General features: G+C 40.5%; 22 protein-coding genes. 19 read left to right on the top strand and 3 right to left on the bottom strand.

Translation table 11 applies throughout. From position 1 onward, the window contains the following. Positions 1-22: 22 nt before the first annotated feature. Positions 23-772 carry a phosphopantothenate--cysteine ligase gene (gene coaB / locus IGI77_RS14030; RefSeq protein ID WP_074535480.1) on the bottom strand — a complete coding sequence of 250 codons (750 nt, stop codon included), beginning with the start codon at positions 770-772 and terminating at the stop codon, positions 23-25. Then, positions 769-1,758, bottom strand: a complete 990-nt coding sequence (locus IGI77_RS14025) for an acrylyl-CoA reductase family protein (RefSeq protein ID WP_438770234.1) — start codon at positions 1,756-1,758, stop codon at positions 769-771. Before IGI77_RS14025 ends, coaB begins: the two co-directional genes overlap by 4 nt. 386 nt (positions 1,759-2,144) lie before the next feature. Here IGI77_RS14025 and IGI77_RS14020 point away from each other — a divergent pair, with 386 nt between their 5' ends. The 17 genes from IGI77_RS14020 to IGI77_RS13940 all read left to right on the top strand — a co-directional run bounded on the left by IGI77_RS14020 (position 2,145) and on the right by IGI77_RS13940 (position 20,949). Continuing rightward, positions 2,145-2,687 carry a helix-turn-helix domain-containing protein gene (locus tag IGI77_RS14020; protein ID WP_015510239.1) on the top strand — a complete coding sequence of 181 codons (543 nt, stop codon included), beginning with the start codon at positions 2,145-2,147 and terminating at the stop codon, positions 2,685-2,687. A 16-nt stretch (positions 2,688-2,703) separates the two neighbouring features. After that, the gene (locus tag IGI77_RS14015; protein WP_005228533.1) at positions 2,704-3,792 is read left to right on the top strand and encodes an ABC transporter ATP-binding protein; all 1,089 of its coding nucleotides are present in this window, start codon (positions 2,704-2,706) and stop codon (positions 3,790-3,792) included. A gap of 12 nt (positions 3,793-3,804) precedes the next feature. Beyond that, the gene (locus IGI77_RS14010) at positions 3,805-4,614 is read left to right on the top strand and encodes an ABC transporter permease (RefSeq protein ID WP_010749878.1); all 810 of its coding nucleotides are present in this window, start codon (positions 3,805-3,807) and stop codon (positions 4,612-4,614) included. After that, the gene (locus tag IGI77_RS14005) at positions 4,611-5,447 is read left to right on the top strand and encodes an ABC transporter permease (RefSeq protein ID WP_005228535.1); all 837 of its coding nucleotides are present in this window, start codon (positions 4,611-4,613) and stop codon (positions 5,445-5,447) included. The genes IGI77_RS14010 and IGI77_RS14005 overlap by 4 nt, the downstream gene beginning before the upstream one ends. Then, a complete protein-coding gene (locus IGI77_RS14000) occupies positions 5,444-6,517 on the top strand; it encodes an ABC transporter substrate-binding protein (RefSeq protein ID WP_438770233.1) in 1,074 nt (357 codons plus the stop codon). The genes IGI77_RS14005 and IGI77_RS14000 overlap by 4 nt, the downstream gene beginning before the upstream one ends. A gap of 476 nt (positions 6,518-6,993) precedes the next feature. Further along, the gene (locus IGI77_RS13995; protein ID WP_289229914.1) at positions 6,994-8,922 is read left to right on the top strand and encodes a BglG family transcription antiterminator; all 1,929 of its coding nucleotides are present in this window, start codon (positions 6,994-6,996) and stop codon (positions 8,920-8,922) included. Further along, on the top strand, positions 8,888-9,397 hold the full coding sequence (locus IGI77_RS13990) for a PTS sugar transporter subunit IIA (RefSeq protein ID WP_077451911.1): 510 nt from the start codon (positions 8,888-8,890) through the stop codon (positions 9,395-9,397). The genes IGI77_RS13995 and IGI77_RS13990 overlap by 35 nt, the downstream gene beginning before the upstream one ends. Before the next feature lie 13 nt (positions 9,398-9,410). Continuing rightward, a complete protein-coding gene (locus tag IGI77_RS13985) occupies positions 9,411-9,725 on the top strand; it encodes a PTS fructose transporter subunit IIB (protein WP_142968583.1) in 315 nt (104 codons plus the stop codon). A gap of 18 nt (positions 9,726-9,743) precedes the next feature. Then, a complete protein-coding gene (locus IGI77_RS13980) occupies positions 9,744-10,835 on the top strand; it encodes a PTS fructose transporter subunit IIC (RefSeq protein ID WP_142968582.1) in 1,092 nt (363 codons plus the stop codon). A gap of 594 nt (positions 10,836-11,429) precedes the next feature. Further along, on the top strand, positions 11,430-12,707 hold the full coding sequence (locus IGI77_RS13975) for a class II D-tagatose-bisphosphate aldolase non-catalytic subunit (RefSeq protein WP_289229912.1): 1,278 nt from the start codon (positions 11,430-11,432) through the stop codon (positions 12,705-12,707). A 21-nt stretch (positions 12,708-12,728) separates the two neighbouring features. Then, the gene (gene fsa / locus IGI77_RS13970; protein ID WP_289229911.1) at positions 12,729-13,373 is read left to right on the top strand and encodes a fructose-6-phosphate aldolase; all 645 of its coding nucleotides are present in this window, start codon (positions 12,729-12,731) and stop codon (positions 13,371-13,373) included. A gap of 59 nt (positions 13,374-13,432) precedes the next feature. Continuing rightward, positions 13,433-15,433 (top strand): transketolase, encoded by a 2,001-nt coding sequence (gene tkt, locus IGI77_RS13965; protein WP_416135710.1) that lies wholly within the window; start codon positions 13,433-13,435, stop codon positions 15,431-15,433. 72 nt (positions 15,434-15,505) lie between these two features. Continuing rightward, positions 15,506-16,225 carry an HAD family hydrolase gene (locus tag IGI77_RS13960; RefSeq protein ID WP_438770232.1) on the top strand — a complete coding sequence of 240 codons (720 nt, stop codon included), beginning with the start codon at positions 15,506-15,508 and terminating at the stop codon, positions 16,223-16,225. Positions 16,226-16,461: 236 nt separating this feature from the next. Further along, positions 16,462-17,136 carry a zeta toxin family protein gene (locus tag IGI77_RS13955; RefSeq protein WP_438770231.1) on the top strand — a complete coding sequence of 225 codons (675 nt, stop codon included), beginning with the start codon at positions 16,462-16,464 and terminating at the stop codon, positions 17,134-17,136. Further along, positions 17,129-17,296, top strand: a complete 168-nt coding sequence (locus IGI77_RS13950) for a hypothetical protein (RefSeq protein WP_005234163.1) — start codon at positions 17,129-17,131, stop codon at positions 17,294-17,296. Before IGI77_RS13955 ends, IGI77_RS13950 begins: the two co-directional genes overlap by 8 nt. Positions 17,297-17,704: 408 nt before the next feature. Then, complete coding sequence (locus IGI77_RS13945; RefSeq protein ID WP_438770230.1) at positions 17,705-19,462, top strand: 1-deoxy-D-xylulose-5-phosphate synthase; 1,758 nt, start codon at positions 17,705-17,707, stop codon at positions 19,460-19,462. A gap of 290 nt (positions 19,463-19,752) precedes the next feature. Next, positions 19,753-20,949 (top strand): MFS transporter, encoded by a 1,197-nt coding sequence (locus IGI77_RS13940; RefSeq protein WP_438770229.1) that lies wholly within the window; start codon positions 19,753-19,755, stop codon positions 20,947-20,949. Between the two features lie 87 nt (positions 20,950-21,036). On the opposite strand, the gene IGI77_RS13935 is transcribed toward IGI77_RS13940, so the two are convergent. Next, positions 21,037-21,921: a helix-turn-helix domain-containing protein gene (locus tag IGI77_RS13935; protein ID WP_438770228.1), complete on the bottom strand. Its 885-nt coding sequence runs from the start codon at positions 21,919-21,921 to the stop codon at positions 21,037-21,039. Positions 21,922-22,053: 132 nt separating this feature from the next. On the opposite strand from IGI77_RS13935, the gene bglB reads away from it, so the two are divergent. Both bglB and rhaM read left to right on the top strand, forming a co-directional pair. Then, positions 22,054-23,160, top strand: coding sequence for a beta-galactosidase BglB (bglB, locus tag IGI77_RS13930; protein ID WP_074535485.1), 1,107 nt, complete (start codon positions 22,054-22,056; stop codon positions 23,158-23,160). Positions 23,161-23,199: 39 nt separating this feature from the next. Further along, a complete protein-coding gene (gene rhaM, locus IGI77_RS13925; RefSeq protein ID WP_060791390.1) occupies positions 23,200-23,511 on the top strand; it encodes an L-rhamnose mutarotase in 312 nt (103 codons plus the stop codon). Positions 23,512-23,637 lie beyond the last annotated feature (126 nt).

Genomic DNA, 23,637 nt, shown 5'->3' with positions numbered 1-23,637 from the left:
TCCTTTTCTAAAAAACATCTAGCTAAGCACGCAGGTCATTGCGTAATGTGTCAACGATCAAGGTTGCGATCTCAGCTTTTGTGCGGCCAGTCCCGATTTGTCCTTCTTGTGTCAAAAGGTGTCCGACATGCTGGTTTCCAGAAATTTGCGTCAAGTCGTTGGCCAACACATAATCCGCTTGGCTAGCCAGCAGACTTTTTCGTGCGACCGCAAACAACTCGGCTTCCGCTACGTCTACTAATAATTTGAATCCGACTAATAAGGTTGTCGGCTGTAATGCTTTGATGGTTTGGATCACTTTCGGGGTTTTCTTCAACACTAAAAACAAATGATCAGTATTGGAAGAAACTTTGCCTGCCGTTGTTTCAGATTGTGTGAGCACGTGTGCCATCAATGCCGGAGTGACCTGGTTGTCATAAGCTGGTAGGGCATCGTTGATTGCTTCATAAAACGCTGCTTCTGAAAAATGAGCAGCAGGGGTGAAATCACTGACTGCCATACTGTGGATCACAGCAGCATACGAATGGGTCGTCAATAAATCGGTCAACTGCGTCAACAAGTCCGTGGTCCCTTCAATGAAATGACAAGTAACGCGTGGATCGGTCGGCGGTTGTTTGGCAGTTTTCGTCGTAACGTAATCGATGGCCACCTCAGGGTATTGCAGCCATTCCTTGGCAATGGCTTGACCAAGTGAGCCCGTGGAATGATTCGTGATTGCACGGACATCATCGATTTTTTCGGAAGTACCGCCAGCCGTAATCAAAATTCTCATTGCGCTTGTGACACCTCAACGATCGTCCGTCCTTGGTGCGTACCAGCTAATAAAGCTGCCAATGTTTCTGGCAAGTCTTCCAAAGTGATGGCTTTCGTGTAAAGCTGATCGATCACATTCCACTCACCCGCTAATTTCTCCCATAATGCCGAGCGGATCTCATGGGAAACATTGACCGAATCGATCCCAATTACGCGAATCCCACGCAAAATAAATGGTAAGACAGTCGTTTCGATTTTGATTCCACCAGCATTGCCGCATAAGAAGGCACCGCCCCCATACGCGATTTGCGGAAGCACTGCCGCAAGCAATGGACCGCCAACTGTATCGATGACCGCTGCAAACGTTTGTTTTGCTAATGGTTTGACCTTTTCTGGTACCACGTCATCAGGACTGACGATTTTCGCTGCGCCTAGGTTCAACAACCATTGCGCATCGGTTTTCCGAGATAGCGCCACTATATTTGTATAGCCCAGTTTTTTCAATAAAGCAATGCTGACACTGCCGACGCCACCGCTAGCACCTGTCACCAAAATAGCAGCGTCTTTTGCTAAGTGCAGCTGTTCTAATTCTTGCACCGCTAAAGCTGCTGTGAACCCAGCAGTGCCATAGGTCATACTGTCTTTTGCTGAAAAACCAGCAGAACGTTTCACGAGCCACTCGGCTGGGACCCGTTGAAATTGACTGTAACCGCCTGGGTGAGAAACCCCTAAGCCATAACCTGTCACTAAGACTTGGTCGCCTGGGGCAAAATCAGCAGACTGACTGTCCACGACTTCCCCTGCTAAATCGATTCCCGGCGTCATCGGATACGTGCGGATCACGCCGCCATTTTCTTTTGCTGCCAAGGCATCTTTGTAATTGACATCTGAGTAATCAACGCGGACAAGCACATCGCCTGCTGGCAGCTCGTCAAGGGTTGCAGTTGTGAGTGAAGCAGTAAAATTTGGTTCATTCATGACACGAAAGGTAGAGAAATTCGTCATTTCAGACACTCCTTTGATGGTTTGTACTCATAATACCATAAGTTTTATTTTTTTAACCAGTGAAGCAAGAAAAGGCAGGTCTTCTTATCAAAAAATCAGCAAAAACAGATCATTATTAAATCTACCTTTTCTTCGTTAAAATAGAAGTTGTTCTTTTAAACCTTTAAAAAGCGAAAATGCCGGGACCACCAATCGTTTCCTTTATAACACAAGCGTTTAGCGTCACTCCTTTTTTTGATCAGGGAGAAAAGAATTCAAAAAAATGAAGAAAAAAGGCTTGTGTTTTTTGCAATTATTTGTATACTAGAAAAAGTGAAATTAAACATGAAGTTTACTTATAGCAAACTTTTTTATTTGAAGTTGTGTCAATCAAAGGGGGAATGAACATGGAGATTGGCGAGAAGCTGCGCAATTTGCGCGTTCAAAAGAATTTGACCCAAGAAGAATTAGGCGAGCGGACCGATTTGACGAAAGGCTATATCTCACAGTTGGAACGTGATTTGAGTTCGCCTTCTATGGAAACTTTTTTTACGATCTTAGAAGTTTTAGGCGTGACACCAGAGGAATTTTTCCGAGAAGAAAATGCGCAGCATCAAGTGGTTTATCGCGAAGAAGACAGCACGCTTTATTATGATGAAGAAAATGGCTATGAATTGAAGTGGCTGATTCCCGATTCCAATGAAAAAGAAATGGAGCCAGTCTTGCTGACCTTTGATAAAGCGGGCGAATACAAGACCTTTGAACCATCGTTAGCAGAAACATTTATCTATGTCTTAGAGGGCAGTGTGGCCTTGACACTAGGAGAAACGCAGTACAAGGCTCGTAAAGGCCAATCGATTTATTATCAGGCGACTGAGCCGCATCAATTAAAAAATATTGCGGGCAAAAAAAGCCGTGTGCTTGTAGTCGTGACAGATTCTTATTTATAGTACAGGAGGAAAGAGTGTGGGAAAAACAATAATTTCATTCAACAATGTGGTGAAGCGATTTGATGATGATGAAACAGTTTTGAAAAAAGTGAGTTTTGATATTGAAGAAGGTCGCTTTTATACATTGTTAGGTCCTTCAGGTTGTGGAAAAACAACCATCTTACGCATCATTGCGGGTTTTTCGGACGCAACAGAAGGCGACGTTTATTTTGATGGACAAAGAATCAATGACGTTCCTGCCAATCAACGGCAAGTGAATACTGTCTTTCAAGATTACGCCTTATTCCCACATATGAACGTTTTTGAAAATGTGGCATTTGGTCTGCGAATCAAAAAATTACCAAAAGATGAAGTGAATAAAAAAGTCTTAGAAGCGTTGCGGCTAGTACAACTTCCTGGTTATGAGAATCGTGAAATCAGCGAAATGTCTGGAGGTCAACGCCAACGGGTCGCAATCGCACGAGCGATCGTCAATGAACCCAAAGTATTGCTCCTGGATGAACCATTGTCCGCATTGGATTTGAAATTGCGAACCGACATGCAATACGAGCTGCGGGAATTGCAGCAGCGACTAGGCATCACCTTTATTTTTGTCACCCATGACCAAGAAGAAGCGTTGGCGATGAGTGATGAGATTTTCGTTATGAATAAAGGGAAGATCGTCCAAAGCGGCACACCGGTGGATATTTACGATGAACCAATCAACCATTTTGTGGCGGATTTTGTCGGTGAAAGCAACATCGTCACAGGTACGATGATCGAAGACAACTTAGTGGAATTTGTCGGCAAGCAATTTGAATGTGTCGATGGCGGGATGCGGCCGAATGAAGCTGTTGAGATCGTGATCCGTCCAGAAGATTTGAATTTGACGACGGCGGAAAAAGGCAAGCTGGTCGTTGAAGTAGACACGCAATTGTTCCGTGGCGTGCATTACGAGATCATTTGTTACGACGAACAAGGCAACGAGTGGATGGTTCACTCTACAAGAAAAGCCACTGAAGGAAGCAAGATCGGTCTTTCCTTTGAACCAGAAGATATCCACGTCATGCGTTTCAATGAGTCCGAAGAAGATTTTGATGCTCGTTTAGAGAGCTACGAAGATTAGGAGGGAAAGCTAATGACGAAAATGCGTCGTTTTTATGCGATACCCTATGTCTTTTGGTTATTGCTATTTGTTATTGCACCAGTCTTATTGATCATCTACCAATCCTTTTTTGATATGAACGGCAACTTTTCGCTGGTCAATTATCAAAGCTACTTAGGTTCTGGCAAATATTTGATCATGACCTTAAACTCGGTTTGGTATGCCTTTTTGATCACCGTGATTACCTTAGTGATCAGCTACCCGACAGCCTATTTCTTAACTAAGCTGCGTCACAAAGATTTGTGGCTGCTGTTGATCATCTTACCAACGTGGGTCAACTTATTGTTAAAAGCCTATGCGTTTATTGGGATCTTCGGCATTCATGGCAGTGTCAACAACTTCCTAGAAATCATGGGTGTTGGACCAAAGCAGATTTTGTTTACCGACTTTAGCTTTTTGACGGTTGCCGTCTATATCGAACTGCCCTTTATGATCATGCCGATTTTTAATGCCTTAGAAGAAATGAATCCCTCTTTGATCAGTGCCAGCCGCGATTTAGGGGCAAACAGCTATGATACTTTCCGACGAGTGATTTTCCCTCTGTCGTTAAACGGTGTGAAAAGCGGCGTCCAAGCCGTCTTCATTCCGTCGCTCTCCCTCTTCATGTTGACCCGTTTGATTGGGGGCAATCGCGTGATCACGCTTGGTACGGCGATCGAGCAGCACTTTCTCGTTACCCAAAACTGGGGCATGGGTTCGACCATCGGCGTCATTTTGATCATCGCTATGTTCCTCGTGATGCTGTTTACGGGAGAAAAGAAAAAAGGAGGGCAACGTAAATGAAAAAATTTCGCTGGTCGAATCTTTATCTGATCGTCGTCTTTATTCTTTTGTACGTGCCGATCTTTTATTTGATTTTCTATTCCTTCAATGAAGGAGGCACCATGAATGCTTTTACGGGTTTCACTTTTGAACATTACCAATCCGTCTTTCAAGATACCCGCTTGATGATCATCGTGTTGAACACCTTTATGCTGGCATTTTTATCAGCATTACTGGCAACGATCATCGGCACATTTGGTGCGATGGGCATCTACTATACCCGCAAACGCCGAACGAGAACGGCATTGTTGAGTTTGAATAATATTTTGTTGGTTTCACCAGATGTCATCATTGGTGCCAGCTTCTTGATTTTCTTTACGATGATCGGCAACTTGTTCCGTGGGTTTAGCTTAGGCTTTTTCAGCGTATTGCTTTCGCATATCGCCTTTAGTATCCCGATCGTGGTGTTGATGGTCTTGCCGAAACTGCAAGAGATGAACGATTCAATGATCGATGCTGCCCGTGATTTAGGCGCGAATAATTTTCAAGTCATTAAAAATATCATTTTGCCTTTCTTGACACCGGGCATCATCGCCGGCTATTTCATGGCCTTTACTTATTCACTCGATGATTTTGCCGTGACATTCTTTGTGACAGGCAATGGCTTTAGTACCTTATCGGTAGAGATCTATTCTAGAGCACGTCAAGGAATCAGTTTAGAAATCAATGCATTAAGTACACTTGTCTTCTTATTCTCCATGATCCTGGTGGTAGGTTATTACTTTATCAGTAAAGAAAACGGCGCGAAGAAATTGCGTAAAAACCGCCGTGTGGAGGTGGCAAATCTGCGATGAAACGACTACAATCTCTGATTATCGGTATTGTTGCGATCGTCCTGATCTTGCTCTTTGGTGTCCGTGAATTGGAACGCTCCTCTGGTATGGCAGGCGCTGAGGTTGTCAACATCTACAACTGGGGCGACTACATTGACCCTGATTTGATCAGTAAGTTTGAAGAAGAGACTGGCTACAAAGTCAATTATGAAACCTTTGACTCAAATGAAGCGATGTTCACGAAGATCCAACAAGGCGGTACGTCCTATGACATCGCCATACCGAGTGAATACATGATTGAGAAAATGATGGAACAAAATCTTTTAAAGCCATTGGATCACAGTAAAATCAAAGGGTTAGACAATATCGACCTTCGCTTTTTGGACTTGAGTTTTGATCCAGGCAATCAATATTCCATCCCTTATTTCTGGGGAACACTGGGGATCGTCTATAACGATAAGTTCTTTGATGAAGGTGAGATCACCCAATGGGACGATCTTTGGAAACCCGAATTAGCAAACAGCATCATGCTGATCGATGGCGCGCGTGAAGTGATGGGATTAGGTTTGGACAGCTTAGGCTATTCTCTTAACAGCAAAGACGATGATCAGCTGCAAGAGGCATTCAATAAGCTGCGGACTATGACTCCAAACATCAAAGCCATCGTCGCTGATGAAATCAAGATGTACATGGCCAATGAAGAAGCATCGGTTGCGGTCACATTTTCTGGGGAAGCAGCCGACATGATGTACGAAAACGAGCACATTCATTACGTGATCCCTTCGGAAGGTTCCAACCTGTGGTTTGATAATATGGTCATTCCTAAGACCTCACAAAACGAAGCCGGTGCTTACGCCTTCTTGAACTTTATGCTGGAACCCGAGAACGCTGCACAAAACGCAGAATACATCGGCTATTCCACACCTAACCAAGCAGCCATGGCATTACTGCCGGACGAGATCACCGAAGACGAACAATTCTATCCATCCGATGAATTAATGGAACACCTCGAAGTCTATGAAAACTTAGGTGCTGAGTATCTGGGCATCTATAATGATTTGTTCTTGGAATTGAAGATGTATCGGAAATAAACAAACTGCCATTAAGCAGGGAATGGATCCTGTTTAATGGCAGTTTTTTTATTATTTATTACCTGATGTACGAAGGGAGTCTATGGATAATAGTTCTTTATCAAGTAGGAATGATGAGTTTTGATAAGCAAATAAGGCAAGGTAATTTATATATGAATGTTTTCCTTTTTTTTAAGTAATAATAGATGAGACATCAAAATAAATTGATCTTTTTGAGGTTATGATATGATTATAAGTTCTATAGGAAATCAAGTTGTTTTATAAACGTAATTTCAATGTGATTGATATTATTTTCGAGAATTTAAAGGAATACTTATATTTATTTAAGTGCCTTTTCTGCAACAAGTAAGTGAGATGTTGTATCGACTTGTTGCAATGAATTGTAATATGCTTTTTTCTAAAGCACATCTATAATAAGGTTACGATCCTGATAACGCTATCAAAAGATTAAGGCCTTTATTTTGGATAGTAAGGAAGTGGTTATCATCATGCTTACAAAAAGACAAAAAAAATTATTAGAGTTATTAGTGCGACAAAGTGACTTTAAAACAGTCGATTATTTTGCAAGCAAATTGGGTGTTTCAAAAAGAACGACGCACAGCGAATTAGGGATCATTGAAGAATATCTCCAGAGCTCGGGAGAATATCTTGAGAAAAAGCGCGGAGTTGGTATTGCGCTAAAACGTTTCAAGGAAGTTGAGGGAATCGAGAATAAGAAAGAGGAAAGTGATCTTTACAATACATTCAACCGAAGAATTGAGATCATGAGTACCTTGTTATTCGATGAAAAGGTGGTTAGCTTCAACCATTTATCGGAAAGATTTATGGTGAGTAAAACTTCAATTATTAAAGATTTTGAATTCATTATGAAAATATTGAATGTTGGATCAAGTATCAAGCTGTGCAGCGATGTTCATGGCACGTCATTATTGGGGACAGAGGAAGACGTTCAAAAAGCATTGCTGCAGTTTAATCGCTATTTACTTAATAATTCAGAACTATACGATGAGGATTTTGCCGAAAAAATTAAATTATTAAGTCCATACTATGGCGAAAATTTGATCAGTGCTTGCTCGAATATTTTGTATACCTATATTCGAGAAAATGTAAACGCTATTTCTGACTATTATGTGCAAAACATCTTGAACATTTTTATTATTCTAGTTTTTCGGGTTTTCAAAGGTCATCACATCGAGGAAATAAAAAAATCTGAGGCCAATGTGGCAACAGTTTTCTTTGAGGAAAGTGCTGTTCGTTTGTTGCATAAATCAGCTTTACGTTTGGGGTTTTCTTATACGAACGAAGATGTTCAATACTTATCATTGCAACTGATCTCTAATCGTTTTGAACCTTTGCCAGAGGAAGAAATAGATAGTGTGATTGTTGAACAATTACTTTCGAGAGTTTCAACTGCACTGAATATCAACTTTGCCAGTGATCAAAAGTTGGAGGAACAGTTAAAAAATCATATTCCCCCAATGATTTATCGTTTAAGGACGAACAACAAAACGGAGAACCCATTTACCCTACAAATAAAAAACGAATTCTCTTTAACCTTCAATGTTATTTGGGTGGTACTAAGTGAATATGAACGGGAATTAGGGCTTAGTTTTAATGAGGATGAAATTGCCTTTTTGACAATGTATTTCCAAGCTGCAATCGAACGCGCACGATTAAATCGAAAAATCTTGATTGTTTGTCAAATGGGGATTGCAACTTCGGAACTGCTGATAAATCGAATCAAAAATGTTTTACCATCATTGGACTCATTTGAAGTAGCCTCTGTGCCGGAATTGGAACAGATGACTCTTGAAGACTATGACATGATTATCTCAACCATTAAGATAGATATTCCTAAAAAGGAAGTTATTTTGGTTTCACCATTTTTAACGAAAGAAGATATAGAACGAATTAAGTATTCAAACTCGCTTCCAGAGTCTGAGAATAAGGTTCTAGAATTTGTGCGAGCGCATCATCTGATGAAATTTGTTACGAAAGATCTTATTTATGTGAATACCAACTTTTCTTCTAAAGAAGAGCTGATCGATCAAGTCGGTGAAAGACTGATACAGAGGAATTACGTAAGCTCATCATTTAGACAAACAGTCCTAGAGCGTGAAGAGTTGGGCGGTACTGATTTACCTTCTGGCACCGCTGTCCCTCACGGGAATTCGACATACGTCAATAAAACGATCATTGTTGTAGTCAAAAACAAAAAGAAATTTAAATGGAATAAATATTATGTCGATTTGATTTTTTTAATTTGTATTGCGAAACAGGATACCTTTCAGACACGGAATATTTTGTCAGATATCTATAACATCATTGATAACAATGAGCACTTAAAGCAATTGCGAGATTCAACGACAAATGAAATGTTATATAGAAGAATTGGGAGTGATTAAAGTGGAGAATGTTCAGAAAAGTGATAAAGGAGTTATTACTCCGGATTTGATTTTATTAAATAGTGATTTAGCTGATCAAGATGAAGTGATCCGACATATCGTCGAGGCAGCTGAATTTGTTGGCTATGTCGAAGATGCAGATGAACTGTATCAAGCAGTAAGAAAACGTGAGTCTGAAGTTCCGACTGCGATCGGGTATGACATCGCGATTCCCCATGGGAAAACCGAAGCGGTATTGCATCCATTCATCGCCTTTTTACGAGTAAATAAAGCTTTTCAATGGACAAAAGAAAATGAAGAAATGGTTCGCCTCGTCTTTTTGATTGGTGTTCCACAAAACAGCGAAGGCAAGATGCATCTAAAATTTATCTCGCAATTAAGCAAGAAATTACTAGATGATGATTTTAGAGATAAGTTATTGAGTGAAACAGATAAAAATAAAATATATGAACAGCTGAGTTCAATTGAAATTTAAGGAGGAATTTAGAATGAAAATAGTAGCAGTTACAGCATGTCCAACAGGGATCGCTCATACGTATATGGCACAAGAAGCGATCGAAAAAGAATGCCGAAAACGCGGACATGAAGTCCAAGTCGAAACTCAAGGTAGCATGGGAATTGAAAATCAGCTAGAACAAGAAGACATTGATCAAGCAGACGTCTTAATTTTAGCAGTTGCTATCGATGTAGAGGATAGCGAACGTTTTGAAGAAAAAATAGAGATGGGGAAAACCTTAAACGTAGAGCCTGGTGATATGATCAAATACCCTGCCAAATATATTGATGAAGCAGAAAAATTATAAAGAAGGAGACTCAAAAAAATGAAAAAAGAGAATAAAATTTTTAAAGACTTACAAAAAGCCTTTAATACAGGGGTTTCTTTTATGTTGCCATCAGTTGTTGTCGGGGGGATCTTTCTGGCAGTCGCTTTAGCTACCGGGAAAGCAACTGATACCGGAATGGAGATCACTAATCCTTTTATGCAAAACTTAAATGATTTAGGTGCTGCAGGTTTTGCGATGATGATTCCTTTACTTTCTGGGTATATTGCAAATTCATTAGCAGGGAAACCTGGTCTAGTTCCGGGAATGATTTTAGGGTTTGTAGCAAATAATCCAATCGGTGAAGGTCAAGTCAAGACCGGTTTTCTTGGAGCCATGATTATGGGTGTTGCTGCAGGTTATTTTGTTCGCTGGTGCAAAACTTGGAAAGTTCCGTCTACCATCAAAACGATCATGCCTATCTTGATCGTACCAGTAGTTACGACTTTTGTACTTGGAATGTTCTATATTTATGTAATTTCTGTACCAATTGGTTTAGCAATGGATTGGTTGGTTAAAGTTCTTGGTCAAATGCAGGGTGGTAGTGCTCTTATTTTAGGATTGATTCTAGGTGCAATGACAGCAGTTGATATGGGGGGACCAATTAACAAGACAGCGACTGCCTTTACATTAGCATTGATGGCTGAAGGTGTGTATGGACCAAATGGCGCCCACCGAATTGCCTGTGCAATCCCACCATTGGCTATGGCAATTTCGACATTTATTGACCGGAAAAAATATACTGCTGAAGATAAAGATTTAGGAATTTCAGCATTCTTTATGTCATTAATTGGTATTACAGAAGGCGCAATTCCGTTTGCGGCAAAAGATATCAAACGAGTTCTGCCAGCAATTATTATCGGAAGTGCTGTAGGTGGTGCAATGGGGATGGCAACAGGAGTAGAAGCATTAGTGCCTCACGGAGGATTTATTATCTTACCGGTTGTGAATGGTAAATTGTGGTACGCTCTTTCCATCATTGTCGGAGCAGCTATTTCAGCGGGTATCCTTCATTTTACAAAACCAAGCTTAGTTGATGAAAAAAGAAAGAAAAAAGAAGAGAACACAGAACAAGTAGAAGTAGCAAAATAGAAATAACAAAATAAAAATAGCTAGCGAGAGCGTGGGACAAAAGCAAAAAACACTTTTGTCCCACGCTCTAAACACGTCTAAACGGCGGGAAAAGCAACCCCGAGAAATAAGTCGAAATACCCAAAATTTGAAAAGTAATTTCCTTGTATTCCTCCTTATTTCTCGAAGGTTAACACTTCTGTCCCCGTCTCTTTTTTTGAGAAATGGGTCTAAACATTTAAACACTGACTTTTTAATACAGCTCAATAGCTCCTTTTCATAAAAATGCAGAAGACCTCACAAAGGCAGACAAGCGCCACTATATAGTGTGAATGAACTCTCCGCTGATTTTTCGTTCCCTTATTTAAAGATTCGATGCTCAAGCGTTCTTTTTGTCACTCATAATTTAAAGATCTTTCAGTATCCATAATAATCATAAATAATGCGTGCTGGGAATTCAACAACACCTCTTTTGGATAAACTGCAACAAGTCGGAGGATTCATGCATTCACTTGTTGCAGAAAAATGTAATATTCAGAAAGAATAATAGATTCTATACTTTACTTGTAAAAGGTAGACAAACAAATTAACAGTAGAAATGGAGATGTAACTGAAATGGAAAAGTTACCGATCAAAACAGTCGTAGAAGGGTTATTAGATTTGCAAGCAACTGGTGAGAGCGCTACATTGCTTGGGATTGGACCAATGTCAAAAAATTGTGTCCAAGCCACCCTTGAGTTATCTAAAGAAGACGATTATCCTGTCATGTTTATTGCTAGTCGTAATCAAGTAGATGCTGATGAGCTAGGGGGCGGATATGTAAATGGCTGGAATCAATTTACTTTTGCGAAAGCTGTTGAAGAAGTAGCCGAAGACATCGGATATGACAATCTTTATTACTTATGTCGAGATCATGGCGGACCTTGGCAACGTGACAAAGAGCGTAATGATCATCTACCAACTGAAAAAGCGATGGAACTAGGTAAGAAATCTTATGTAGCAGATATAGAAGCTGGTTTTGATCTGCTAATGATTGATCCTACAAAAGATCCCTTTGAAGTCGGTAAAGTAATCCCATTAGACACGGTACTCGAACGTACAGTTGATTTGATTGACTTCTGTGAAAAGGAACGTAAAGCCCATAAGTTACCAGAAATTGGTTATGAAGTAGGGACAGAGGAAACAAATGGTGGGTTAACATCCACTGAAACCTATGAAACATTTATTTTAAAATTGAAAGAAGAGTTAGAAAAACGGGACTTACCAATGCCAACTTTTATTGTTGGACAAACGGGAACATTGACGCGTAAGACAGAACAAGTAGGTACTTTCCATTTCAAAAATGCTTATGATTTAGCTCAAATGGCTAAAAAATACGGGGTAGGTTTGAAAGAACATAATGGAGATTATTTAGATGATGTCACTTTATTAGAACACATTCCTTCATCCATCACTGCGACTAATGTGGCGCCACAGTACGGCACCGAAGAAACACGTGCTTATTTAAATCTTGCTGCTGTCGAAGCAAAGTTAGTGGAATATGGGTTGGTTAAAGATGCTTCTAATACGCGTGATGTATTGCTTGAACATGCCATTAAGAGTGAGCGTTGGAGAAAATGGATGGTTGGCGAACAAAAAGAATTGACGGTTAGTCAAATCATGGATCAAAATGATGCACAACTCCAAGCAGAAATTTTAGATATTGCTGGTCACTATACTTTCAACGATGACGAAGTAAAAGCTGAAATCGAAAAAATGTATGCAAACCTTAAAATGCACAATATTGATGGTCAGCGTTATGTAGTCGATCATATCAAACGCCCAATTCGGGATTATGCAGAATGTTACAATTTGAAGGGTGTTACAACACGTATCAAAAATAATGCCAAATAGGTAGGCAACTAGGAGAGCAAGATGAAATTTTTTCTAGATACTGCAAATGTAGATGAGATTAAAAAAATTAATTCATTAGGTTTAGTTGATGGTGTTACCACGAACCCGACAATTATTTCTAAAGAAGGTCGAGACTTTGAAGAGGTAATTAAAGAGATATGTTCGATTGTCACTGGTCCTGTCAGCGCTGAAGTAATCGGTTTAACAGCTGAAGAAATGATCACTGAAGCAAGAGAACTTGCAAAGTGGGCGGATAATGTCGTTGTGAAGATTCCTATGACAGAAGAAGGCTTAAAAGCAGTCAATGTCTTGTCAAAAGAAGGTATTAAGACAAATGTGACACTGATTTTTACTTTTTCTCAAGGACTATTAGCGATGAAGTCTGGTGCAACCTTCATCAGTCCATTTATTGGCAGACTTGAAGATATTGGCACAGATGCATACGAGCTGATTGCAAAGCTAAGACAAGCAATCGATTTTTATGGCTTCGATACTGAGATTATTTCGGCCAGTATTAGAAATTTGCATCATGTGGAATCGGTAGCTCATTTAGGATCTCACATTGCAACTATCCCGAGTAGTCTTTTTCTTAGTCTTTGGTCACATCCTCTTACGGATAAAGGCATTGCCACCTTCTTAAAAGATTGGGAAGCATTTAAAAAATAATGAATGAACAAGAATGGCTAATCATATGATTAGCTATTCTTGTCTAAGGAAGAGGAAAAATGTTTAATAATCATGATGTAGAAGCAATCAACACGATAAGAACTTTAAGCATTGATGCTATTGAAGCAGCAAATTCAGGACATCCAGGATTACCTATGGGTGCCGCCCCAATGGCCTATGTTTTATGGAGCAGATTTTTGAAAATCAATCCAGCAACAGCAAAAAAATGGACAAATCGAGATCGATTCGTGCTTTCTGCTGGCCATGGATCAGCAATGCTATATAGCTTATTGCATTTAGCAGGATACAATGTTTCTATGGATGACTTGAAACAGTTTCGTCAGTGGGACTCCAAAACTCCTGGACACCCTGAAGTGAACCATACAGATGGGGTGGAAGCTACCACAGGACCTCTGGGGCAAGGAATTGCGATGGCTGTCGGAATGGCAATGGCTGAAAAACATTTAGCCGCTACCTACAATAAAGAAGGTTTCCCCATTGTCGATCATTATACGTATGCTTTGTGTGGCGATGGCGATTTGATGGAAGGCGTATCACAAGAAGCATGTTCTATGGCTGGTCACATGAAATTAGGGAAATTAATTGTATTGTACGATTCAAATGATATCTCACTAGATGGTCCAACAGATCACTCATTTACAGAAAATGTAGGAAAAAGATTTCAAGCCTATGGTTGGCAGCATATTTTGGTTGAAGACGGGAATGACCTTGAGATGATTTATCATGCCATTGAAAAAGGCAAATCTGAAGTAGAGCGACCAACATTAATTGAAGTTAAAACGATAATCGGGTATGGTTCAGCGAATCAAGGGACATCAAAAGTTCATGGATCTCCTCTTGGAGAAGAAGATGCTAAAAATGTTAAAAAATTCTATGGCGTCGATGAAAGAAACAGTTTTGTTGTATCAAAAGAAACGAGAGCACAATTTGATCACCATATCTTATCCAGGGGGAAAAAGGCGGAAAAAGAGTGGGATACTCTCTTTTCAGAGTACAGAAAAAGTTATCCTGATTTAGCGAAACACTATCAGTTTGCTCATGAAAGTAGATTACCTGAAAGCTGGGACGATACGCTTCCTAAATATGAGTTAGGAACAAGTGCGGCGAGTCGGGTTACAAGTAAGGAAACGATTCAGGAATTAGCAAAAGGGATCCCGTATTTATGGGGAGGCTCAGCAGATCTATCAGCATCCAACAATACTATGATTGCCAGTGCTGATGAGTTTACACCTGAAAATCCTAGTGGAAGAAATATTTGGTTTGGTGTGAGGGAATTCGCTATGGCAGCAGCAATGAATGGGATTCAATTACATGGCGGGACAAGAGTATATGGTGGCACATTTTTCGTGTTTGTTGATTATTTGAGAGCAGCGATAAGACTGAGTGCATTACAAAATGTTCCAGTAATCTATGTGTTAACCCATGATTCTATAGCAGTTGGAGAAGATGGACCAACCCATGAACCTGTTGAACAATTAGCTAGCCTCAGATGTATGCCTAACGTTCATGTTATTAGACCAGCTGATGGCAATGAAACTGTAGCTGCTTGGAAAGTTGCTATGAGGTCACAGGAAACACCAACGGTATTAGTTTTAAGTAGACAAAATTTACCGGTTCTTGAAGGAACATTAAAAATGGCCGAAGAAGGGGTAGCCAGAGGCGGTTATGTTCTTTCAAAGCATGCTTCTAAAGGAGCGCCAGATGGTGTATTGATTGCTACAGGATCTGAAGTAAGCCTAGCAATTAAAGCTCAAAAAGAATTACTGAAACAAGGAAGAGATGTTTCAGTTGTTTCCCTTCCAAGTTTTGATTTATTTGAAAAGCAATCTAAAGAGTATCGGGAATCAGTATTACCAAGCTCTTTGACAAAACGAGTTTCAATAGAAATGGGTTCGAGCTTTGGTTGGGAACGCTATGTTGGTCTACATGGGAAATCAATTTCAGTTGATCGGTTTGGTGCGAGTGCACCGGGAGACACAGTAATAACCAATTACGGGTTTACTGTTGAGAATATCATTGATACCTACAATTCACTATAATTTGTTAACTAACCGGGAAAACACAATCTATGAGTGTTTTCTTCCGGTTTTTTAGTTAAGGAGGAATTTAAAATGGCGACAGTCATTTTTGATGTTGATGACACACTGTATGATCAGTTAGTTCCATTTAAACAAGCGTATGAGAAAAATTTTTCGTTTAGGAATATTCTGATTGAAGAGCTCTTTTCTTTGAGTCGGAGGTACAGTGATCAAGTTTTTGATAAGACAACCAAAGGCTTGCTATCCCTTAGCGACATGCAAATTTATCGCATTCGCAATGCCTTCAAACATTTTGGGGTAGCGATTACGGATGAGCAGGGAAGAAATTTTCAAATCGATTATCAAATGAATCAAGAAAGAATTCGATTATTACCTGAAATGAAAGATGCACTTAATAGCTGTTCAAAGAATGGTATTCAGTTAGGGATTATTACTAATGGACCTGCCAATCATCAAATGAAAAAGATAAAAGCGTTAGGACTAAACAAATGGATACCAGACACAAACATCTTTGTATCTGGAAAGCTCGGCTTTTCAAAACCGGATTTGAAAATATTTCAATATGCTGAAAAGGCCATGAGGCTAAATAGAGAGACTACTTATTATGTAGGAGACTCCTTTGTGAATGACATTATTGGTGCCAAAAAAGCTGGTTGGAAAGCTGTATGGGTCAATCGTAGAAATTCTACTAAAACTGATTGTGATATAATCCCAGATTATATCGTTAATAATCATGAAACTATGAACCGTTTTATTGATTCTCTTATATGCATAGAAAAACAATCTTTCTGAAAACACTGGGAAAAACACTAAAAAAAGAAAAAGTTGGAAAACAGACTGCATGACAAATGTAGTCTGTTTTTTTTTGCGTATAGTTCATTAACAGAAATTTTTGCCATCTTACTTCTCGCAATAAATGATTCTTGTTTCACCACAATAAAAGAAGCCACTTTATCAAGCATTGGTAGAGAAGTTGTTTTTTTGGTAAGACGTTAGTTAATAAATGTTAGTGAGGGAGTGTACTTAGAGTGGTGAATGATATTTCTTTAATCTATGCAAAACAAAATAAAAAAAGATTGATTACATCAGTTATTGATGGAAAACAGGTAGAAACTGATAAAACAGCTATTTTTATGGCTGGTAGTCCAGGATCAGGGAAAACGGAGACTGCACAAACGCTGACTATGTTAAATAGCAATCTATGTGTGATCGATGCGGATCAATTTAGAAAGGAATTTCCAGGATATCTAGGAAATAATTCGTACCGATTTCAAAGAGGGTACGCACTGCTTGTTGATGCTGCTTTGGATTTAGTCTTAAAAAAAGGGTATAGTTTTATTCTTGATGGGACATTTGCCACTAAAAAAGCTGATCAAAATATTGCGCGATGCTTAAAAAAGAATTATGATGTACTTATCTATTCTATCTATCAAGATCCTTTTATTGCTTGGAATTATACGAAGCAACGTGAAAAAATAGAAGGACGCTTTGTTCCTAAAGAACATTTTATAAATGCTTTTTTTCAATCAAGATATAACTTGATTAAAATGAAGGAATTGTATAAAGAAAATGTGACCGTTAATATTTTTATAAAAGATTTTCAAAATCGCCATTCTCATACGTTGATGGTAGTTGACAATGGATCGTTCGCTTTGCCATTAACATACACAAAGGAAGAATTGGAGGAGAAGCTCAATGACTGAGAAAGAAAAAGTAGAAACAATCATGATAAAATATCATCGAAACTTCTCGATCTTACAGAAAAAGGCAACGCCTAGCGAATTGAAAACAGTTTTAAACTTTGTTGCAGAAGAATCGAACCGTAAACAGCGAGTGCTTGTTGGTTTAGAGAAAGAAGAATAAGCGGATAATGAAAAAATTTAGGTTTCTTAAGAATGATCATTGAACAAGTAAACCCGAGATAAGAAGCAAGCGCTTCTTATCTTTTTTTGTATCATTATGGTGGGCGTGCTGTAACGTTAGGATCAAAATAGAAAAAATTCACAAAAAGTGCTTGACCTAAAGTCAACTCTAGGTGGTATCTTTTTAGATAGAAGAAATGAGCAGCGATGGTTAGAACTAAGAAAAATCACGATATCCCTTTAGGATAACTTGATATTTCTTGGTTTGACAGGAATTTAAAAAAGAGCGTCCATCTCCGATTGCCGCTTTTTTTCATTTTAGAGAACGATCTACTCATTTCTACTTCGTGTCTTTTTACTTGTGAGTAAATACACGAAACATTCAAACATTTCTACAGGAGGTACGTACATGTTATTAGAAAAAATCAAAAGCCCCAAAGAGTTAAAAGAATTGACCAGTGGGCAACTTCAAGAACTGGTAGTAGAAGCACGTACTGCTTTATTGGAAAAAATCAGTCACCATGGGGGGCACAATGGCCCCAATCTGGGGATGGTTGAGATGACGATCGCGTTGCATAAGGTCTTTGATTCCCCCACCGATAAGCTGATTTTTGATGTGTCTCATCAGACCTATATCCATAAAATGTTGACGGGACGCGCCCATGCCTTTCTTGATGCTGCTCAGTATGATGCGGTTTCTGGTTACACGAATCCGAAAGAAAGCGAGCACGATCTCTTTACGGTCGGTCATACCTCCACCTCAGTTTCGTTGGCAAATGGTGTGGCGAAAGCCCGTGACCTAAAAAATGAAACGTATAACGTCGTTGCCGTGATTGGCGATGGTTCTCTATCAGGCGGCTTAGCGTTTGAAGGCTTGAACAATATCGTGGAATTAGGCACCAATACCATCGTGATCCTCAACGACAATGACCAATCGATTGCAGAAAACCATGGGGGGATGTACCAGAATTTGCGGGCATTGCGGGAAACTAAGGGGCAAGCAGCAGACAATCTGTTCAAAGCGATTGGTTTTGAGTACCACTATTTGGACGAAGGAAATGATCTCGCTGCCTTGATCGCTTTATTTGAAAAAGTGAAAGACATTGATCATCCTGTTTTATTACACATTCATACGATCAAAGGCAAAGGCTTCAAGTTTGCGGAAGAAAATCGTGAAAAATTTCATGCAGGTGGTCCCTTTCGTTTAGAAACAGGCGAATATATTTCTGCTGGGGGCAATCAAGTAACCTACAACAGCTTAACGACGGATTATTTATTAGAAAAAATGGCGACAGATCCTAAAGTTGTGGCAGTAAATGCTGGTACACCGATGCTGCTTTTTTCTCCAGAACAACGAGAAAAAGCAGGTAAACAATTTGTAGATGTGGGTATTGCAGAAGAACATGCGGTATCGATGGTTGCTGGGTTAGCAAAAAATGGAGCGAAACCTGTCTGGGCCGTTTTTTCTACCTTTATGCAACGTAGTTTTGATCAAATTTCCCATGATTTGGCCTTAAATCATCTGCCTGGAACGATTCTGGTATACGGTGCATCGATTCATGGAATGAATGACGAGAGCCATTTGGGAATTTTTGATATTCCATTTTTGGCACATATTCCCAACCTTGTTTATCTTGCGCCAACCTCTAAAGAAGAATATCTAGCAATGTTGGATTGGTCGCTGGAACAAACCAACGCTCCAGTTGCGATCCGAGTACCGGTTGGACCTGTCAACGAAACGGCAGTGGAAGCCTCTACTGACTACAGCGATCAAAAAAATGAGGTGACTCAAGCTGGCACGCAGGTAGCCATCGTCGGTGTCGGAAACTTTTATGCGCTAGCAGAAGAGATCGCTGAACAATTGGAAATGCAACATGGAATTACCCCAACGGTGATCAATCCTAAGTTTATTTCAGGGGTCGACAAAGAGTTGCTGGATGCTGTGGCACGAGCGCATAAACTCGTTGTCACGTTGGAAGACGGCATACGAGAGGGCGGCTATGGACAAATGATTGCCAGCTATCTTGGTGATCGTGAGATTGCCGTCAAGAACTATGGCTTAGAAAAGAAATTTTATGATAACTACCGAGCAGCAGACGTTTTATCCGAACTTGGTATCACTGCTGAGGCAATTACGAAAGATGTCATAGAACAGCTGCAGAAATAAGTTCTCTTAGGGTGTCTTGTGTAGCTGATAGGATTGTTAAAAAATGAATGATCGAAGGAAACCTTGCAGAACAACAGACTGCAAGGTTTTTTCGCAGACTATCGGTGACGATCTCCAGCAAATGCAGAAGACCAATGCTTTTCAAGCATAAAGCCTCAGCGTAGGAAGCATTGGTCAAAAGCTGGCGATCCAGCAAATAATAAAGAGGTAGGAAAAGATTGCTTTGGTGTCTTATCCGGTTGAGCTCAGAGAAACAAAAAAAGTATTTTGTAAAAAGAAAAGGGGTAACTATGAAATTTTTTTCAATGAAGTTGCTGGCACTGTTGTCGGTGGCAATGGTCGTCTATTCGGCACCGGCGATTTCTGCCAATGTTCCAGCGATTGCGGCAAGCTTTCCAGAAGTAGATGCGGTCTACGTCGGGTTACTGACCACGATTCCGTCATTGTTTCTTTTGCTAGGGATTTTTACTACCAGCATGATCGAAAAAAGGATCGGCAAAAAATACACGATGGTCACCGGCTTGGTCATTGTGGCAGTTTTTGGCACGCTGCCGGCATGGTATCAGGGGAGCTTTCCCGTCTTGTTTCTTTCGCGCGCGATTCTTGGCTTTGGGATCGGCTTATTCAATCGTTTGGCGATTCAAATGATTAGTTTGTTGTTTCAAAATGAGCCGCAAAAGAAAGCCAAGGCCCTTGGGTTAGAAAGTGCCGTCGGTGGTTTAGGTGGTATCTTTATGACTTTGCTGGTAGGGCAGCTAGTGAAGATCAGTTGGGAGATCTCTTTCTTCGTTTATGGCTTTGCCTTGATCAGTCTCTTTTTTGTTCAGGTGTTTATTCCCAATGAAACAAAAGCGACCACCGATGCGGCTCTGATAGCGAACGTCACGGTTTCAAAAGAACGGAAACAAAAGTCATTTGTTTTGGGGGTGCTCTTGTTTCTGATCGTTGTCTTGTTTATCAACTACAATCTGCAGATCACCCCGTTGTTGTTGGAAAAAGGAATTGGTGATGCGACCGATGGCAGTAACATGATCGCCGCCATTGCGACGGGGGCATTTATCGCCGGCAATGCCTTTGGCTTGATATATAGCTGCCTACATCGCTGGTTGCTGCCCGTTGCGGCATTGCTTGCAGGAAGCAGCATCTATTTGACTTATCCTTTGCAGACGGTGGGGCTGCTCTTGGGTTGTTCTTTACTATTAGGCTTTGCCTTTCGCAGCATCATGCCTTTTTTCACCCACTTGCTGACGACTGGTGGTGAAGCGGAAGCTAAGTTTGGCACGATCGTCTCGATCGTTGCTTACAATTTAGGGGTCACGTTAGCACCTTATGCATCACGCTTGCTGATACTAGTCAGCGGCAATGAAACAGCAGGGATGCAGATGATCCTGTCAGGGGGCTTGTTGGTTATGATTGGGATTGTGTCAGTGATCAGCAATCGCTATTTTCTTTATTTCGAGCGAGGAACTTCTGAGGAACTTGGGTAGCTGTTTTTAAAAGATTGAATGAAAAACTCTCTTACGATCGTCAATGTAAGAGAGTCGTTTTTGTCAGCAAATCTTTTCATCGGCTTGCTATTTTTTCCCTGCAAAATGCGTAAAACGAACAAATTGATTTTGGGCTTCTTCTTGTAAAAATTCTTTTGGTGTCAACTGAAATTCTTGTTTGAAGCAGCGTAAAAAATGGGTATAGGAGTTGAAGCCGCAAGCTTCGTAGGTGGCGGTGGCGCTTCTGGTTTTACGTAAAATTTCTTTGCTCTTTAAGAGTCGTTTCTTGACGACATAGGCATGAAAGGCGACGCCAGTTTCTTTTTTGAAGGTCCTTGAAAGCGAGTATGGGCTCATGAAAAGGGCTTTGGCGACGGTCTCTAAGGAGAGATCAGCGGTCAAATGCTGATTGACATAGGTAATGGCAGCCAAAATGTCTTTATTTTTATAGAGTGAGTCGGATAAAAACAGCGGTTCTTTTTCCTGATAGGCAATCGTATTGATGGAAATCAAAAACGCGATCAAATGATTTTGATAAAGTAAGTCGGTGCCATAATTGCTATCCGTTTTTTTGCGCAAAGGTCGCAATAGCTGGTCTAGTTGGTCGGCATCGATCGATAAAATACGACTGTTGATGCCGCCGTTGCTACGAAAACAGGCAGTAAGATCTGTTTGGGTAGTGGAGAGGGCAGCGAGATAACTAGGATTGATATACAGGTAGGTTCGCTCGAAAAAATCAGAAGTTTGATGGACGATTCGATGCAAGACATTCGGAGGAATCAAGATGATCGTACCAGGTTCTAGAGGGAATTCTCCGCCATCGATAAAGAAGACCGCTGATCCTTTTAAGGTACAGTGAATCTCATAAAAACTATGGTAATGATAAAGGGTATTGTTTTCTTCTACGATGTCTTTGATATGAAAGGCCTCAAAGCGATCGTTGATCATCGTGTCCGCACTTTGATTCTCCATGATTGGCTCCTTTCGTACTCGTTTGTTTTTATCATACAAGAATAGATAGTAAAGTGTCAATAACTGCTATTTTTGTGTAAATGTAAGCGTGTTACGATCAATCTATCAAAGAGAAATGAGAGGATGAACCCAATGGTGATTTTAGAACAGTTATTTGTGGAAAAACGTGTCGTGGAAGAAAAAATTGATCGCATGATCGAAAATTTAACGACGATCAAGGATGATAATGGTGAATTTCTATTAGACTTTGACGGCTTGATCGTTGATGATAAAAGCTGGGGGATTTGGAACTGGCCGCAAGGGGTGGGACTATATGGCATTTATAAAAACTACCAAATCACCAAAAATCCTAAAGCGCTCCAAGTTGTGGAAGAATGGTTTGAGCAGCGGATGTTAGAAGGCGCGCCACCTAAAAATGTCAACACGATGGCGCCGCTTTTGGCAATGGCGTATCTTTATGAAGACACCAAAGATTCTCGTTACTTGCCTTACCTTGAACAATGGGCGGAATGGGTCATGCATGATATGCCGCGAACCGATGAAAATGGTCTGCAGCATGCGACCTATGGACCAGAAAATCGCAACCAGCTTTGGGACGATACCTTGATGATGACTGCTTTGCCTTTGGCGAAAATTGGCATGTTGCTGAATCGTCCGGCTTATATCGAAGAAGCAAAACAACAATTTATGATCCATATCAAATACTTAGTGGATAAAAAAACTGGGCTTTGGTTCCACGGCTGGACCTTTGAAGAACGCCACAATTATGCACAAGCGCTTTGGGCAAGAGGCAACTGCTGGATCACCATTGCGATTCCTGAGATCATTGAAATTCTCGACTTGCAAGAAGGAGATGCGTTACGTAGCTTCTTGATCAATACCCTCTTAGACCAACTAACTGCCTTGCAAGAAATGCAAGATGAAAGTGGCCTGTGGCACACCTTGTTAGACGATCCTAGCTCGTATGTGGAGGCTTCCGCGACGGCTGGTTTTGCCTATGGGATTTTAAAAGCCGTTCATAAGCGTTACATTGACAAAGCTTGGGAAGATGTTGCCTATAAAGCGTTAGCCGGTTTGATCGAACAAGTCGCAGAAGATGGAGAAGTCCAAAATGTTTCCATCGGTACTGGAATGGGAGAAGACTTGGCGTACTACAAAAACATTGCGATTACGGCGATGCCTTACGGGCAATCACTGACAGTCTTAGCATTTACTGAACTATTGGTTTCATTTTGTTAAGTTAAACACCTTACGCAATAAAGAGAGGAGCAGACAAAGATGATCAAAAAAGCGATTCGGATGAAGCTACATCCTGGATATGAAGCAGAATATGAAAAACGGCATCGCGAGCTATGGCCAGAACTAAAAGAGCAGCTCATAGCACACGGAGCGAAAAGCTACCAGATTTTCTTAGATCCAGAAACCCTTGCGTTGTTTGGCTACCTTGAGATTGAAGATGAAACCCGCTGGCAGCAGTTAGCGGCAACCGAGATCAACCAAAAATGGTGGCATTACATGGCAGAACTCATGGAAACAAATCCTGACGATTCGCCAGTGACACAGGAGTTAAAGGAAGTCTTTACGCTGTAAGCTAGACAAAAACGCTGATTCCTTAAACCGAACACGGTCGCATCAGTTGTTTGACATCAATCACTGGTTAGTCAAAGAGGTAGTTCACTCACATCCGTGAGCGAACTACCTCTTTTGTTGAAATAG

This window comes from Enterococcus sp. DIV0213h (genome assembly GCF_051711285.1).
GTDB lineage: Bacteria > Bacillota > Bacilli > Lactobacillales > Enterococcaceae > Enterococcus_D > Enterococcus_D casseliflavus.
The sequence above is the reverse complement of the archived record's forward strand: the minus strand, read 5'-3'. Positions and strand labels throughout refer to the sequence as shown.

What these genes read in the sequence shown, in the direction of transcription:
- IGI77_RS13985 (WP_142968583.1), top strand. Translation starts at nt 9,411, where the DNA reads ATGAAAATAGTAGCAGTTACAGCATGTCCAACAGGGATCGCTCATACG.
- bglB (WP_074535485.1), top strand. Translation starts at nt 22,054, where the DNA reads ATGGTGATTTTAGAACAGTTATTTGTGGAAAAACGTGTCGTGGAAGAA.
- rhaM (WP_060791390.1), top strand. Translation starts at nt 23,200, where the DNA reads ATGATCAAAAAAGCGATTCGGATGAAGCTACATCCTGGATATGAAGCA.
- IGI77_RS14025 (WP_438770234.1), bottom strand. Translation starts at nt 1,758, where the DNA reads ATGACGAATTTCTCTACCTTTCGTGTCATGAATGAACCAAATTTTACT.
- fsa (WP_289229911.1), top strand. Translation starts at nt 12,729, where the DNA reads ATGAAATTTTTTCTAGATACTGCAAATGTAGATGAGATTAAAAAAATT.
- IGI77_RS13960 (WP_438770232.1), top strand. Translation starts at nt 15,506, where the DNA reads ATGGCGACAGTCATTTTTGATGTTGATGACACACTGTATGATCAGTTA.
- IGI77_RS14010 (WP_010749878.1), top strand. Translation starts at nt 3,805, where the DNA reads ATGACGAAAATGCGTCGTTTTTATGCGATACCCTATGTCTTTTGGTTA.
- IGI77_RS14000 (WP_438770233.1), top strand. Translation starts at nt 5,444, where the DNA reads ATGAAACGACTACAATCTCTGATTATCGGTATTGTTGCGATCGTCCTG.
- IGI77_RS14005 (WP_005228535.1), top strand. Translation starts at nt 4,611, where the DNA reads ATGAAAAAATTTCGCTGGTCGAATCTTTATCTGATCGTCGTCTTTATT.
- IGI77_RS13980 (WP_142968582.1), top strand. Translation starts at nt 9,744, where the DNA reads ATGAAAAAAGAGAATAAAATTTTTAAAGACTTACAAAAAGCCTTTAAT.
- coaB (WP_074535480.1), bottom strand. Translation starts at nt 772, where the DNA reads ATGAGAATTTTGATTACGGCTGGCGGTACTTCCGAAAAAATCGATGAT.
- tkt (WP_416135710.1), top strand. Translation starts at nt 13,433, where the DNA reads ATGTTTAATAATCATGATGTAGAAGCAATCAACACGATAAGAACTTTA.
- IGI77_RS13935 (WP_438770228.1), bottom strand. Translation starts at nt 21,921, where the DNA reads ATGGAGAATCAAAGTGCGGACACGATGATCAACGATCGCTTTGAGGCC.
- IGI77_RS13950 (WP_005234163.1), top strand. Translation starts at nt 17,129, where the DNA reads ATGACTGAGAAAGAAAAAGTAGAAACAATCATGATAAAATATCATCGA.
- IGI77_RS13975 (WP_289229912.1), top strand. Translation starts at nt 11,430, where the DNA reads ATGGAAAAGTTACCGATCAAAACAGTCGTAGAAGGGTTATTAGATTTG.
- IGI77_RS13945 (WP_438770230.1), top strand. Translation starts at nt 17,705, where the DNA reads ATGTTATTAGAAAAAATCAAAAGCCCCAAAGAGTTAAAAGAATTGACC.
- IGI77_RS14020 (WP_015510239.1), top strand. Translation starts at nt 2,145, where the DNA reads ATGGAGATTGGCGAGAAGCTGCGCAATTTGCGCGTTCAAAAGAATTTG.
- IGI77_RS13990 (WP_077451911.1), top strand. Translation starts at nt 8,888, where the DNA reads ATGAAATGTTATATAGAAGAATTGGGAGTGATTAAAGTGGAGAATGTT.
- IGI77_RS13940 (WP_438770229.1), top strand. Translation starts at nt 19,753, where the DNA reads ATGAAATTTTTTTCAATGAAGTTGCTGGCACTGTTGTCGGTGGCAATG.